11 protein-coding genes and 2 pseudogenes are annotated in these 13,190 nt (G+C 67.4%); 6 read left to right on the forward strand and 7 right to left on the reverse strand.

Going from position 1 to position 13,190, the window contains the following annotated elements:
- The first annotated feature begins 6 nt into the window (after positions 1-6).
- Positions 7-2,187 (forward strand): acyl-CoA dehydrogenase family protein, encoded by a 2,181-nt coding sequence (locus AU185_RS18445; protein WP_059098772.1) that lies wholly within the window; start codon positions 7-9, stop codon positions 2,185-2,187.
- Here the strand turns inward: AU185_RS18445 and AU185_RS18450 are convergent, their stop codons facing one another.
- The 3 genes from AU185_RS18450 to AU185_RS18460 all read right to left on the reverse strand — a co-directional run bounded on the left by AU185_RS18450 (position 2,188) and on the right by AU185_RS18460 (position 3,546).
- Positions 2,188-2,628 (reverse strand): hypothetical protein, encoded by a 441-nt coding sequence (locus tag AU185_RS18450; RefSeq protein WP_059098773.1) that lies wholly within the window; start codon positions 2,626-2,628, stop codon positions 2,188-2,190.
- Positions 2,625-3,272, reverse strand: coding sequence for a helix-turn-helix transcriptional regulator (locus AU185_RS18455; RefSeq protein WP_059098815.1), 648 nt, complete (start codon positions 3,270-3,272; stop codon positions 2,625-2,627). Before AU185_RS18455 ends, AU185_RS18450 begins: the two co-directional genes overlap by 4 nt.
- 82 nt (positions 3,273-3,354) lie before the next feature.
- Positions 3,355-3,546, reverse strand: coding sequence for a ferredoxin (locus AU185_RS18460; protein WP_059098774.1), 192 nt, complete (start codon positions 3,544-3,546; stop codon positions 3,355-3,357).
- 122 nt (positions 3,547-3,668) lie between these two features.
- On the opposite strand from AU185_RS18460, the gene AU185_RS18465 reads away from it, so the two are divergent.
- Positions 3,669-4,571, forward strand: a complete 903-nt coding sequence (locus AU185_RS18465; RefSeq protein ID WP_059098775.1) for an alpha/beta hydrolase — start codon at positions 3,669-3,671, stop codon at positions 4,569-4,571.
- A 1-nt stretch (position 4,572) separates the two neighbouring features.
- Here the strand turns inward: AU185_RS18465 and AU185_RS18470 are convergent, their stop codons facing one another.
- Both AU185_RS18470 and AU185_RS18475 read right to left on the reverse strand, forming a co-directional pair.
- Positions 4,573-5,877, reverse strand: coding sequence for an amidohydrolase family protein (locus AU185_RS18470; RefSeq protein WP_059098776.1), 1,305 nt, complete (start codon positions 5,875-5,877; stop codon positions 4,573-4,575).
- The gene (locus tag AU185_RS18475; protein ID WP_059098777.1) at positions 5,871-6,989 is read right to left on the reverse strand and encodes a CoA transferase; all 1,119 of its coding nucleotides are present in this window, start codon (positions 6,987-6,989) and stop codon (positions 5,871-5,873) included. The genes AU185_RS18470 and AU185_RS18475 overlap by 7 nt, the downstream gene beginning before the upstream one ends.
- A 132-nt stretch (positions 6,990-7,121) precedes the next feature.
- Here AU185_RS18475 and AU185_RS18480 point away from each other — a divergent pair, with 132 nt between their 5' ends.
- Complete coding sequence (locus AU185_RS18480) at positions 7,122-8,282, forward strand: acyl-CoA dehydrogenase family protein (RefSeq protein ID WP_156425595.1); 1,161 nt, start codon at positions 7,122-7,124, stop codon at positions 8,280-8,282.
- A gap of 103 nt (positions 8,283-8,385) precedes the next feature.
- Here the strand turns inward: AU185_RS18480 and AU185_RS18485 are convergent, their stop codons facing one another.
- Together AU185_RS18485 and fadD4 are read right to left on the reverse strand one after the other, a co-directional pair.
- A complete protein-coding gene (locus AU185_RS18485; RefSeq protein ID WP_059098779.1) occupies positions 8,386-9,267 on the reverse strand; it encodes an enoyl-CoA hydratase/isomerase family protein in 882 nt (293 codons plus the stop codon).
- Positions 9,264-10,813, reverse strand: a pseudogene (gene fadD4 / locus AU185_RS18490) (fatty-acid--CoA ligase FadD4). Before fadD4 ends, AU185_RS18485 begins: the two are co-directional and overlap by 4 nt.
- Positions 10,814-10,927: 114 nt before the next feature.
- On the opposite strand from fadD4, the pseudogene AU185_RS25840 reads away from it, so the two are divergent.
- The 3 genes and pseudogenes from AU185_RS25840 to AU185_RS25850 all read left to right on the forward strand — a co-directional run.
- A pseudogene (locus tag AU185_RS25840) lies at positions 10,928-11,278 on the forward strand (adenylate/guanylate cyclase domain-containing protein); the annotation flags it as partial.
- 48 nt (positions 11,279-11,326) lie between these two features.
- Positions 11,327-12,619, forward strand: a complete 1,293-nt coding sequence (locus AU185_RS25845; RefSeq protein ID WP_353647414.1) for an ATP-binding protein — start codon at positions 11,327-11,329, stop codon at positions 12,617-12,619.
- Positions 12,616-13,098 (forward strand): hypothetical protein, encoded by a 483-nt coding sequence (locus AU185_RS25850; RefSeq protein WP_353647413.1) that lies wholly within the window; start codon positions 12,616-12,618, stop codon positions 13,096-13,098. The genes AU185_RS25845 and AU185_RS25850 overlap by 4 nt, the downstream gene beginning before the upstream one ends.
- The last annotated feature ends 92 nt before the right edge of the window (positions 13,099-13,190 follow it).

Genomic DNA, 13,190 nt, shown 5'->3' on the forward strand with positions numbered 1-13,190 from the left:
TCCACCGTGAGTAAGTCAGCGCTAGCCATCACCGAAGAACACATCGACCTGGCCGATTCCGTGTTCGGCCAGCTCAACCGGGTCAAGAGCCGGGCGGCCGCCCGCGCCACCCTCGACGACGGGTCCGCACATCCGCCGGAGATCTGGTCGGCCGCGGCCCACCTGGGATGGCTTGGGCTGGCCATCGCCGAGGAGCACGGCGGGTCCGGAGTCGGCCTCGCGGAGCTGGCGGTCGTATTGGAGGCCCAGGGGCACGAGCTCTGCCCGGGCCCGTTTCTGCCCAGCGTCGCCGCCGCCGTGGTGATCGACCGCTGTGCGCCGGATTCCGTTCGGGCGCAGCACCTTCCGGGACTCGCGGATGGCAGCGTCGTCGGAGCGCTCGCGGTGGCGGGCAGCGTGGCCGTCGGACCGGATCTGACCGTCTCCGGTGAATGCCCCGCGGTGTTGGGTGCGCCGGACGCGAAGGTGCTGGTTGTGGTCGCCGGTGACGACGTCGTGGTGGTCGATACCAGCCGGAAAGAATCAGCCGACGGTGTGACGGTGACGGCACTGGAGGCGATGGACACCTCGCGCAGCGTCGGATCGGTGGCGTTGCGCGCAGTACCGGTCGCAGAAGATCACGTGCTGCGCGGCGCGGCGCGCAAGGCGCGCACGGTGTTTCGGATTCTGGCATCCGCCGAGGCGGTCGGGGTCAGCTGGGCGACCCTGGAGATGGCTGTCGAGTACGCCAAGGTGCGAGAGCAGTTCGGCCGAACCATCGGCACCTTTCAGGCAGTCAAGCATCATGCCGCCAACATGCTCGTCAACGCGGAGGAGACCGCCGCCGCGACGTGGGACGCCGCGCGCGCCGACGATCTCGACAGCGCGTGGTTCGCCGCCGCGGTCGCCGCATCGCACGCGATTCGTACGCAGCTCTTCAACGCGCAGAACAACATTCAGCTACACGGCGGAATCGGCTTCACCTGGGAGCACGACGCCCACCTCTACCTGCGCCGCGCCCGCACGCTCGCGGCGTTGCTGGCCGAGGCGGGCGACCCGCTCCTCGACATCGTCGAGGCCCAGCGCAGCGGTGCGGCCCACGGCGCCACGTTCACGTCGCCGCCCGAGGCGGAGCAGTTCCGCGAGCAGGCACGCGAGGCCGTCGCCAAGCTGCGGTCCCTGCCCGCCGACCAGCAGCGCGATTTCCTCGTCGACTCGGGCTATCTTGTGCCGCACTGGCCGAAGCCGTGGGGCCGCGCGGCCGACGTGCTCGAACAGCTCGTCATCGAGGAAGAGTTCGCCGGAGTTGACCGGCCCGACATGGGGATCACCGGCTGGGTGACACTGACCATCGCACAGGCAGGAACCGACGATCAGCGGGAGCGGTGGGTGGAACCGGTGCTGCGGGGCCAGGTGATGTGGTGCCAGCTGTTCTCCGAGCCGGGTGCCGGGTCGGACGCCGCCGCCGTGCGGACATCGGCGAAGAAGGTCGACGGCGGCTGGCGGGTGACCGGCCAGAAGGTGTGGACCAGCCTGGCGCACCTGTGCCAGTGGGGGCTGGCGACGGTCCGCACCGATCCCGATGCGCCCAAGCATGCGGGCGTGACGATGATGGCGATCGACATGAAAGCCCCTGGTGTCACGGTGAATCCGCTTCGCGGCCTGACCGGTCACGCGCACTTCAACGAGGTGTTCTTCGATGACGTCTTCGTCCCGGACGCCGACGTGGTCGGCGACGTGAACAAAGGCTGGCTGGTGGCCCGCGCGACGTTGGGCAACGAACGCATCTCGATCGGCGGCGGTTCGGGCGGGGCGACCGGCTTCACCGCAGAGGACCTGGTCAAGCTGCTCGACAACGCGCCGGCCGAATCCGCGGCGTATTTCGTGCGGCGAGCCGGTGAGGTCATCGCCGAAACACACACGCTGCGGCTGCTGAACCTGCGCCGGGTGACCCGCGCTATCGCAGGATCGGATCCGGGCCCGGAGGGCAACGTCACCAAGCTGCTGCTGGCCGAGTCCGGTCAGCGGATGACGGAGCTGGCCATGGAATTGGCCGGTTCGGCGGCGGTCGTCGGGCAGACCCCGACATTGACGCAGTCCTATCTCGGCAACCGGGCGATGACCATCGCGGGCGGCACTTCGGAGATCACCCGCAACACCATCGCGGAGCGAATTCTGGGCCTGCCGCGTGACCCGCTGCTGAAATAGTCAGGCCAGCAGGGCAACTCCGCCGACGATCAGCGCGATGACTTTCACCGTCTCCAGCCCGACATAGCCGTAGTGGGCGCGTGACCGGCCCCGGCCCGACGGGTTCGCGGCCGGTGGCGTGGACAGTACGGCGTCGGAACGCCGGTTCAGTGCCGGCCGAACCGCCACCAATTGGACGGCCAACACGACGATGGCGACGCCGATCGCGACGACGGCGGTCGTCGAGAACCCGTCGACCACGATGGCGATCAGCAGGATGACGGACAGCGCGATTTCGATTGTGTTGAGCGCGCGAAACACCAACCGGCCGATGCCCAGCCCGATCTGTATGGAAACCCCGGGCGCCCGGAACTTCAGCGGCGCTTCGATGAACGAGATCGCGACCACCATGCCCAGCCAGACGAAGGTGGCCGCCGTTGCGATCGCGTGTGCGACGGTCATGAAGCTTGCCTCCTCGGCGCGAGATCAGCGACACACAGCCCGGGTTCCGCGAACGGAACCAGCGCGTCCACGGTGAGCGGCGCGTCCCAGGCCTCCAGCGCGCCTTGCATGAGACCGAGATGCACCGGGCATATTACGTCTCGGCGGCTGTCCGCCAGCTCCAGGAACGGGCAGTTCCGCAGCCCGATTTCGCCGAGACCGGCAGAACCGGAGCGCCTTTCGGGCGCGAACCCGAGATCGGCGAGCAGCCCGGTGAGCCGTTCCAGAGCCTGGTCCGGCTCCGGTACATCGTGGGCGTCGTGCGCGACGGCTGTGTTCTTCGCCCAAGCGCGCCCGGCGGCGACGGCCCGGCCCTGCGGGTCTCGCTGGCGCGCGAACGCGTCGGCCAGAACCGCCGCCAGCATTCGGTAGTCGCGGGGGCCGTCGGGGTCCATACCCGTTGCGGCGCGGAACATCCGAGGCGGGCGGCCCGGTTTGGTACGGCTGGGTTTGATCGCTTCGACGCGTCCGCGGTTGACCAGCGCTTCGAGATGAAATCGCGCGGTGTTGGGATGGATCGACAACCGCTGCGCCACTTCGACGACGCTCAGGGGCGCACCCGCGTCCCGCAGTGCCGCCAGCACGTCGTCATGCCGTAGCGCCATCATCGCTCCCGTCGCGTCCACGTGTTTATACAACTCAGACTTGTAATAATACGATAGTCCTTGGGTGCCGGCCCGAAAGTTCCTAGTCCTCTCGCGACAGCGCCGCGCGCGGGCACTCGGCGACGGCCTTCTCGGCCTGCGCCTCCAGGTCGACCGGCACCGGATCGCTGGTCACCACGGCGTAGTCGTCATCGTCGAGCTCGAACACGTCGGGCGCGTATTTCACGCACATCGCGTTGCCCTCGCATCGGTCACGGTCCACCACAACCCGCATGACGTCTCCTTGGTTTCAGCTCGATGACAGATTTTTACATATCAGATTGTGCAAATAACAGGTAGTGGAACGGCCCGCCGAATCACCGACCCGGCGCGGTGTGGCCCTGGTAATACTTGTGAATGCCGTCCAGCCGCTTCCATCCCGATCTGCGTCGCGCAGCCCGTCTCGTCCCCAAGCAGGTGATCACGCCCGTAACGCTGCCGATCGTCCGGATGGTCACCCGGCGGATGTGGCAGCGGGTACCCCGCGACGTCGAGCAACTGACCTTGCCGTCGGGTGTCGGCGTTCGGCTGTACCGGCCGACCGGCGGGAGCCTGACGGGCCCCGCGCTGCTGTGGATCCACGGCGGAGGCTTCCTCATCGGACATCCGGGCCAGGACGACCAGCTGTGCCGCCGTTTCGCACGCCGTCTCGGAGTCACCGTCGCGTCCGTCGATTACCGACTGGCCCCCGAGCACGCTTACCCGACGCCGCTCGAGGACTGTTATTCGGCGCTGACCTGGTTGGCGGCTCTGCCGTCGGTCGATCCCGACCGCATCGCAATCGGCGGCGCCAGCGCGGGCGGCGGATTGGCGGCCTCGCTGGCGTTGCTCGCCCGCGATCGCGGCGAGGTGGCGCCGGCTGCCCAACTGCTGGTGTATCCGATGCTCGACGACCGCACCGTGCACCGCCGCGGATTGGACAATCCGGGCCATCGCCTCTGGAACCAGTCGAGCAACAAGTTCGGCTGGACGGCCTATCTCGGCGACGCCGACCCCGCTGTCGCGGTGCCCGCTCGGCGGGAGGACCTGGCCGGCCTGCCGCCGGCGTGGGTGGGGGTCGGAGACCTGGACCTCTTTCACGACGAGGACCTCGCCTACGCCGAACGTCTCAAGGCCGCCGGTGTGCCCTGCGACGTCGAGGTCGTCGAGGGCGCCTTCCACGGGTTCGACGGTATTTTGCCGAAAGCTTCGGTGTCGCAACAGTTCTTCGACAGCCAGTGCGCGATGCTGCAGCGGGCGTTGGCTCCCGCGGCGGCCTGAGTCAGCCGCGCTCGAACACCACCTCACCCGCGACCACCGTCGCAGCGACCAGTTCGGCATTCAGTTCGCCGAGGACTTCATCGGGTGACGCGGCGAGTACGACCAGATCCCCTGGCTGGCCCGCCGCGACGGCGCGGGGCTCGGTAGGCCGGTGCGCGTGCCCGAGAAACATGTCCAATGCCGTTCGCGCCGTGATGCGTTCGCCTGCGTTCAACACCGCGCCCCCGACGGTCACGCGTCGAACCGCGGCACGCATCGCTGCCCACGGGTCGTCATCGCCGAACGGCATGTCGGTCGACAGCGCGACCGGGATCCCGGCGCGGACCAGTGAGTCGACCCGCCACAGCTCGTGATGCTCCGCGGCCGGCACGTCTTCGAGGTATTGGTCCCCACGCTCGGCGACGAAATTCGGCTGCGTCACAACGGTCACTCCGCTTTCGGCCAGAGTCGCGATGGTGGCGTCGGGGACCACGGCGGCGTGTTCGATGCGGTCGTTCGGATGCGCTCCGGTCACCTGCAGGGCGGCCAGCGTGAGGGCCAGTTGCGCAGCGGTCACGCAGTGCACCGCGACGGGCGCTTCGTCGGCGTGCCGTTCGTTGATCCACTCGATCAGTTCGTCGAGGTCGAGATCGGTGTCGTGCAAGATACGTTTGCCGGGGGCCAGACATTGCACGCGTTGGCGCAACTCGCCGTGCCGATGCGCCTCCATGAGCTTCACGATGTCCCCGACGTCGAGGTCAGGCGTGGCGTCCGTGACCCCCGTGACGCCGAAACGACTGAGCCGACTACTTACCTCGGCCAGCCCGCCTTCGTAGCGTTGCAACGCATCCGACCACGACCGGTCGGCGCTGCGCAGCCGCCCGTCGGGATGGTCGGCCATTCCCACGTGCGCCAGACCCATCGAGTTCAACGTCCACAGCACGCCGCTGCGATGCTGTACCCGCACCGGCACCGGCGGGGACAGCTCGTCGAGCACCGCGCGGTCGAGCCGGCCGGCGGCCGCCTCGTGATAACCCACCGCTCGGATCCAGCCGTCGGCGCCCACATCCGCGGCGGCCAGCGCACGGGCGAGCTCAGCCCGGTCGCGCACCTCGGCCGGACCGACCCGCACCGACGTCAACGCCGCGGCGGCGGACCGCAAATGCACGTGATGATCGTGCAGGCCCGGAATGACGGTGCGCCAGGCGGCGTCGTGAACATGCTCGCCGGGAAGCGGCGCCAAGGTCTGCTCGACGGCCGTGATCTGTTCCGCGACCCGGATATCGACGACGGTGCCGTCGAGCAGCGTTGCCCGCTGAATCAGCAAGGGGCGAACCGTCGCTGCGTGATCAGCTGTTCGACTTCATCGTTGTCCGCGCCGAGCGGCCCCGCCGACGCAGACACTTGCGGCATTGCCCCACAACCCGTTTGGTCCTCTAGCGGCAACTGCGCATACGTGGCGGCCACGGCGGCCATCGACATCTCGATCAACTCACCGCCGCCGCTGCGCAACGACTGCACCACTGCCGATGCCGCCTCCAGGCCGGTCAGCGGGTCGGCGATCGCATCACCACAGAAAATCGGATCGTCGGTGCCACCGCAGACCAGCCCGCCCGATACGGCCGCGTCGTCGCCGAATGCGACCCAGTTCGCGCGGTCGCCGTCGGTGCCGTGCCCAGTGACCCGAAGCCACACCCGGCCGTCGCGCGGCAGCACATCCGTCGGCGCAAGGCCTCGGCGGGCCAATGCGGCGGGCCGCGACGACTCGATCACCACATCGGCGGCGGCGAGCAGCGCCCGCAAGCTGGTGGGCTCGTCGAAATCGACGACGTACGAGAGCTTTCCGGCGTTCATCCAGTCGAAGAACGATTGCGGTCCGCTGCGGGCGCCATCGGGTCGCGCCGCACTCTCGACTTTCACCACGGTCGCGCCCGCATGCGACAGCAGCTGTGCACACAATGGGCCCGCCCACATCGCGGACAGGTCCGCGACCAACAGGTCGGCCGGGCCGCGCGTCGCGGTGGCCGCGCCGAATGGATACACCCGCGCCAGCTCGGCGGGTGTCTCGGCGAGCGCGGCGACCGGCAGTCCGAGCAGCCGGGCACGCTCGGTCACGTCGGCGCAGTCGCGATCGGCGACCCAGCGCTCTACGGCCGGCCATGGGTCGTCCACCCCGTCGGCACCAAGCAGCGCGGGTACGGCGTCGATATCGTCGGGGCGGGACAGCGTGAGCGCACACCACCCGTCGCGGCTTGACATGAGGCGCGTCGCACCGCCCGCCGAGACCCGCCCGTTCGGTGACAGACCCAGGAGAGCGGCCCGCCCGCCGATCACTTCGGCGGCGTCGACCTCGACGCCGGTGAACGTCTCGTAGGCGGCGGCGGCCTGCCGTGCCCGCTCGAGCACGGCGGTCGGGACAGTCAACGACGTCGACGTCACATCCCCATTGTCGGTCGACTGCGCGAACGCGCACACCCGGGGTGGGTCGCGCTCAGAACTGCAACGCGGTGAACCGCCAGTCGAGCAACTGGCGGGCCTGCTCAGGCTGGTATCCGGCCGCACAAAGTGTCAATATGGCCGTCCGTGAACGAGGAAGAGACCATTCTGGTCGCCACCGTGCGGGCCTTCGTCGACCGCGAGGTCAAGCCCCGGGTGCGCGACGTCGAACACGCCAACGAATACCCGGAGGCGTGGATCGAGCAGATGAAGCAGATCGGCATCTACGGCCTGGCGATACCCGACGAATACGGCGGTTCGCCGGTGTCGATGCCGTGCTACGTCGAGGTGACCCAGGAACTGTCCCGCGGCTGGATGAGCCTGGCGGGTGCGATGGGCGGGCACACCGTCGTCGCCAAACTGCTCACGCTCTTCGGCACAGAGGACCAGAAGCGGCACTACCTGCCGGCGATGGCCACCGGTGAAGTCCGCGCCACGATGGCGCTGACCGAGCCCGGCGGCGGTTCGGACCTGCAGAACATGTCGACGACTGCGCTGCCCTCCGAGGGCGGCGGGCTGGCGATCAACGGCTCGAAGACGTGGATTTCCAATGCGCGACGGTCGGGGCTGATCGCGCTGCTGTGCAAGACCGATCCGGCCGCCACCCCGCGGCACAAGGGCATCTCGGTGGTGTTGGTCGAGCAGGGTATGACGGGCCTGTCGGTGTCGCGTGACCTGCCGAAGCTGGGGTACAAGGGTGTCGAGTCATGCGAGTTGGTTTTCGAGGACTGCCGCGTGCCCGCCTCGGCGATCCTCGGCGGGGAGCCCGGCAAGGGTTTCGCGCAGATGATGAAAGGCCTTGAGACCGGCCGCATTCAGGTTGCCTCGCGGGCGCTCGGGGTGGCGACGGCCGCGTTGGAGGACGCGCTGCGTTACGCCCAGGAGCGCGAGAGCTTCGGTCAGCCGATCTGGAAGCACCAGTCGATCGGCAACTACCTGGCCGACATGGCGACCAAGTTGACCGCCGCGCGCCAGCTGACGCGGTATGCCGCCGAACGCTACGACAGCGGGGAGCGCTGCGACATGGAAGCGGGCATGGCGAAGCTGTTCGCCTCCGAGGTCGCGATGGAGATCGCGCTCAACGCGGTACGCATCCACGGCGGCTACGGCTACTCGACGGAATACGACGTCGAGCGCTACTTCCGCGATGCACCGCTGATGATCGTCGGTGAAGGCACCAACGAGATTCAGCGCAACGTCATCGCCGCGCAGTTGGTGGCCCGGGGCGGAATCTAGCTTGCGAATCCCGCCGGCATATCAGACCGCGTGACGTTACGCCGTTCGGGTTGAGTGATTTCGGTGTCGCTGGTTGCGCTGACCGCAACTAACTACACCGAAATCACACGATTGCGTCGATCAAACCCCACCTCAGCGCCGTGGGCGGGTCGATCGTCCGGCCGGACAGCACCAGATATGCCGTGCGCCACCGGCCGATCCGACGGGTCACGCTCACCGTGCCGCCGGCGCCGGGAATCAGGCCGAGGCTCAGTTCGGGCAGCCCGAAGACCGCGTCGGCAGTCGATCGGACGTGCCCACAGAAGGCGGCCATTTCCAGCCCGCTGCCCAACACCTGACCGTGCACCTCGGCGCGGCACCGCTCCCCCAGGCGTGTGGTCAGTTCGTCGAGCACCAGCGCCGGGCTGTGGCGGGTCCGGGCGAAATGCGCGCTGGCCGGGTCGGCGAAGCTGCCGAACTCGGCCAGGTCGCCGCCGCTGCAGAACGACGGCCCGTTTCCGGACAGGACCACCTCGGTGATCGAACGGTCGAGGCGCGCGACCTCCAGCGCTTCCAGCAGTGCCGCGCGCGCGTCGGTGGAAAACGCGTTGTGCCGCTGGGACCGGTTGAACCTGACGTGCAGCGTGTCCCCGACGCGTTCGGCGGTGACGGGGTCGGGAATGTCGGGTAGTTGCGCCGGTCCGCGTTCGGCGAGCCAACGCGCGAACTCCGGGCCCGACTGCAGCGTCGAGTACGCCAGCGATTCGGTGATGACACCGGTGAACGCAGGCGCGGTGGGGTCGGCGGCGCGCAGCACGTCGTCACAGATGCCCGCCGCGTGCGGCCATCGCGCGCACCGCTGTCGTAACTCGTCGAGCGCGTCGGGTACCGATGACACGGTGATGACCCGCCGGTCCTCGATGTCGTTCTCGGACAGTGTGAAAGTGGCGTCGTCCGTTGGCGTTCCGGTCGCGACGGCCACGCCGCCCGCGAGCTTGTGCGTCACGAGTACTTCTTGATCAGCTCCTGCTTGTACAGCTTGCCGGTGTCGGTGCGCGGCAGCTGCATCTCGAAGGAGATCGATCGTGGACATTTGTAGTGCGCCAACCGATCCCGCAGCCACGCGAGCAACTCGTCGGCGAACTCCTCGGTGACGTCGGCCGGGTCGACGGTCTGCACCACACCTTTGACCCGCTGGCCCATCTCGTCGTCGGGAACACCGAATACGGCGGCGTCCAACACCTTCGGGTGGGTGATCAACATGTTCTCGGCTTCCTGCGGATAAATGTTGACGCCGCCGGAGATGATCATGTGATGCCTGCGGTCGGTCAGGTACAGGTAGCCGTCCTCGTCGACGTAACCGATGTCGCCGACTGTTGCCCAGCCGCGCTCGTCGCGCGACTTGGCGGTCTTCTCCGGGTCGTTGAGGTACTCGAACGTGTTTCCGCCCTCGAAGTAGATCTCGCCGGGCTCGCCGGGCGGTAACTCGTTTCCGTCCTCGTCGAGGATGTGCAGGTTGCCGGTCATCGGCTTGCCGACCGAACCAGGGTGCGCCAGCCAGTCCTCCGCGCTGATCAGTGTCGAACCGTGTGCCTCCGAGGAGGCGTAGTACTCGTCGATGATCGGCCCCCACCACTCGATCATCTGCTTCTTGATCTCGACGGGGCACGGCGCAGCGGCGTGAATGACCCGCTTGAGGCTCGACACGTCGTACGAATTACGCACCGACTCGGGCAGTTTCAGCATCCGGGTGAACATCGCGGGAACGAACTGGCCGTGCGTGACCCCGTAGCGTTGGATCGCATCCAGCGCGCTTTCCGGGTCGAACTTCTCCATCACCACCGTCGTGTAGCCGGCGGCCTGCACGGTCATCGACCACACCGACGGCGCTGTGTGATACAGCGGCGCCGGGCTCAGATATACCGAATCAGGTTGCATCCACACGGCGACGAGCATGGTCATCAGGCCCGGCGCCTCCGCGGGCGACAGGTGTGGAAGCTCGCGCTTGATGCCCTTGGGACGGCCGGTGGTGCCCGACGAGTATTGCAGGAGGTCACCCTCGATCTCATCGGCGATCGGCGTACCGGGATGTCCCGCAACGGTTTCCGAGTAACGCTGCCAGCCCTCGAGGTCGCTGGGGGCGCCTGTCGCCGACGGATCGGCTCCGTCGGCAATGAGCAGTACCGGTGGCAGGCCTCGTGGCAACTCAGCGGCGAGGCCTTCCAGCGTCTTGCGCAGCGCGGCCGAACCGACGATGCCCTTCGCATTGCTGTTGTCGATGATGTAGGCCGCTTCGGCCGCGGTCAGGTGCGTGTTGATGGGCACGTAGTAGAGACCGCTGCGTCGCGCCGCCCACATCACGACATGGAAGTGCTCGTTGTTCTCCATCAGGATGGCCACGGTGTCGCCTTCGACGAGCCCGGCCTGCCGGAAGTGGTGAGCCAGTCGGTTGGCGCGCGCTTCGAGCTCACCGAAGGTCACCACGGTTCCCGACGGGTGCATGACGACGGCTGGCTTGTCGGGGTGGCCTCGGCGTGTTCGCGGATCTGCATGGGCCGACTCTACGACGCATCGAGTTGACAGGTGTCAAGTGGTCGAATCTGTCCGCTGCTGACTCCGCCGACTTAGCATGAACCCGCAGGATATGGGGGTGCGGCGGTGGCCGAATGAGTGGCGGGCAAGAAGCGGCGCCTTCTGGGATCGTCACGTTTCTGTTCACCGACATCGAAGGGTCGACCCGACGATGGGAGGCCGACCCCGAGGGGATGCGGCGCGCGCTGACCGTCCACGACGACACGTTGCGACGGGCGGTGAAGTCGCACGAAGGCTGGTTGTTCAAGCACACGGGTGACGGAATCTGCGCAGCCTTTGCCTCGCCCAGGCACGCGGTCGACGCCGCCGTCGTCGCCCAACGATCGCTCGAAATTCCGGTCCGCATGGGCGTTGCGACTGGCGAGGCGGAGTGTCGGGACAGCGACTACTTCGGTGCCGTGTTGAACCGCACTGCGCGGCTGATGGGCGCCGGCCACGGCGGCCAGATTCTGCTCGACGGAGCGACGGCCGGATTGCTCACCGGTGTCGATCTGATTTCGCTGGGCCCGAGGCGCCTGCGCGACATCGCCAAGGCGGTGGAGATCTTCCAGGTTCGGGCGCCCGGCCTACGTACCGACTTCCCTGCTTTGAGGACGGTCGAACCGGCTACAGGCAAACTTCGCCGCCCGACAACGAGTTTCGTTGGGCGAGAGAAGGAGCTCGCCGAGCTGGTGACCACACTGAAGGCACATCGGGTGGTGACGCTCACCGGCGTCGGCGGCGTAGGCAAGACCCGGTTGGCGCTGGAACTGGCCGATAGGTCCGCCGACGACTTCCCGGACGGGGTTTTCGTGATCGAGCTTTCGCCCGTCGGAGACCCAGCGGCGGTCCCCGAGATCGTCGCAGCCGCACTGGGCGTAGTCCAGCAGCCGGGGCTCAGCCTCACCGAAAGCGTCGCCGCCGCATCAGAAGGCAGAACTCGGCTCTTGGTGTTCGACAATTGCGAACACCTCTTGGATGCCGCTGCAGACGTGATCGAAGCCATCCTGGCTCAGTCGACGACCGTGAAGATGCTCGCGACGAGTCGCGAAGGGCTAGGGCTGACAGATGAACGGTTATGGCTGGTGCCCTCACTCGACGTCGAATCCAGCGCCGCAACACTGTTCGTAGAGCGTGCAGCAGCCGTCACGTCCGCTGCGCCTTCGCTGGCTCACTCCGAGGCAGTGGCGGATATCTGCCGTCGTCTTGACGGGATCCCGTTGGCGATCGAGTTGGCAGCATCACGCATGCAGTCCATGACCGCCGCGGAACTGCGCGACCGGCTGGACGACCGATTTCGGTTGCTCGTCGGGTCGCGACGCGGGCTGGAACGCCATCAAACCCTGCGGCATGCGGTTCAGTGGTCTTTCGACCTCCTGAGCGACGGTGAAAAGTCCTTGCTTGCAAGATGTTCGGTATTCGCCGGCGGATTCGATCTGACTGCCGCTTGCGTATTGGCCGACAACTCCGACGAACTGGCGACCCTGAATCTGCTCGATTCGCTCGTACGGAAATCTCTGCTCGTCGCCGACAGGTCTTCGGTACACACCCGGTTCACGGTGCTGGAGACCATCCGCCAGTTCGCCGAGGAACAACTCGTGTCATCAGGAAACGCGAACGCGGTGCGCGCCGCGCATGCACGCCACTTCGCCCGTAAGGCAGCCGAAGCCAAGGCTGAGTGGAACACTCCCCGACAGCGAAAAGCCCACGAGTGGTTGGCCCTGGAACTGGCGAATCTGCGCGCCGCGTTCCGGTGGGCTGCCAGTGAAGGACAGTGCTGGCAGTGACGTTGGCCTTCTCGGGCGCCACGGAGGAAGCGGTCGCGTTGTCGGAGGACATGCTCACTGCGGTGCAAGATGCCCACAACTCCGACATGCTTGCCGCCGTACTCCTGGGATACGGCTGGGCCCGCCGGGACACCGATCCCGCCAGCGCTTACGAGGCACTGCTGCGCGGCCTGACGATCAGCACCGAAAACGGCAACCGGCAGCAGGCGTCGATCATCGCGCTGCTGTTGTCGAGGGTCGCGGCCACAGCCGGGAAGCCTGGCGAGGCGCTCGACCACATCTTGCTGACCATCCGCCAGTATTACGACTCCGGCAGCGTCCTACTACTTTCAACGGTTTCGGTGTGCTCGCCGCGTTGCTGGACGACCTCGGACACCACGAGTCTGCGGCTACCATCAGCGGCTTCGCCGCGGGCAGCCTCGCGCTCTCAGCCTTCCCCGAAATCGGCACCGCGATTGCCCATCTGCGCGCTGAGCTAGGAGACCAGCGCTACGAGTCGCTGGCGAGCCGGGGCACACAGATGACGAGGGCCGAGATGGCTGACTACGCCTTCGATCAGATCGACCACGCC

This window comes from Mycobacterium sp. GA-0227b (genome assembly GCF_001499855.1).
In the GTDB taxonomy this organism is placed as follows: Bacteria; Actinomycetota; Actinomycetes; order Mycobacteriales; family Mycobacteriaceae; genus Mycobacterium.

Excerpts from the sequence above, each read along its gene's own strand:
- AU185_RS18455 (WP_059098815.1), bottom strand. The coding sequence starts at position 3,272 with ATGGCGCTACGGCATGACGACGTGCTGGCGGCACTGCGGGACGCGGGT.
- AU185_RS18465 (WP_059098775.1), top strand. The coding sequence starts at position 3,669 with ATGCCGTCCAGCCGCTTCCATCCCGATCTGCGTCGCGCAGCCCGTCTC.
- AU185_RS18450 (WP_059098773.1), bottom strand. The coding sequence starts at position 2,628 with ATGACCGTCGCACACGCGATCGCAACGGCGGCCACCTTCGTCTGGCTG.
- AU185_RS18460 (WP_059098774.1), bottom strand. The coding sequence starts at position 3,546 with ATGCGGGTTGTGGTGGACCGTGACCGATGCGAGGGCAACGCGATGTGC.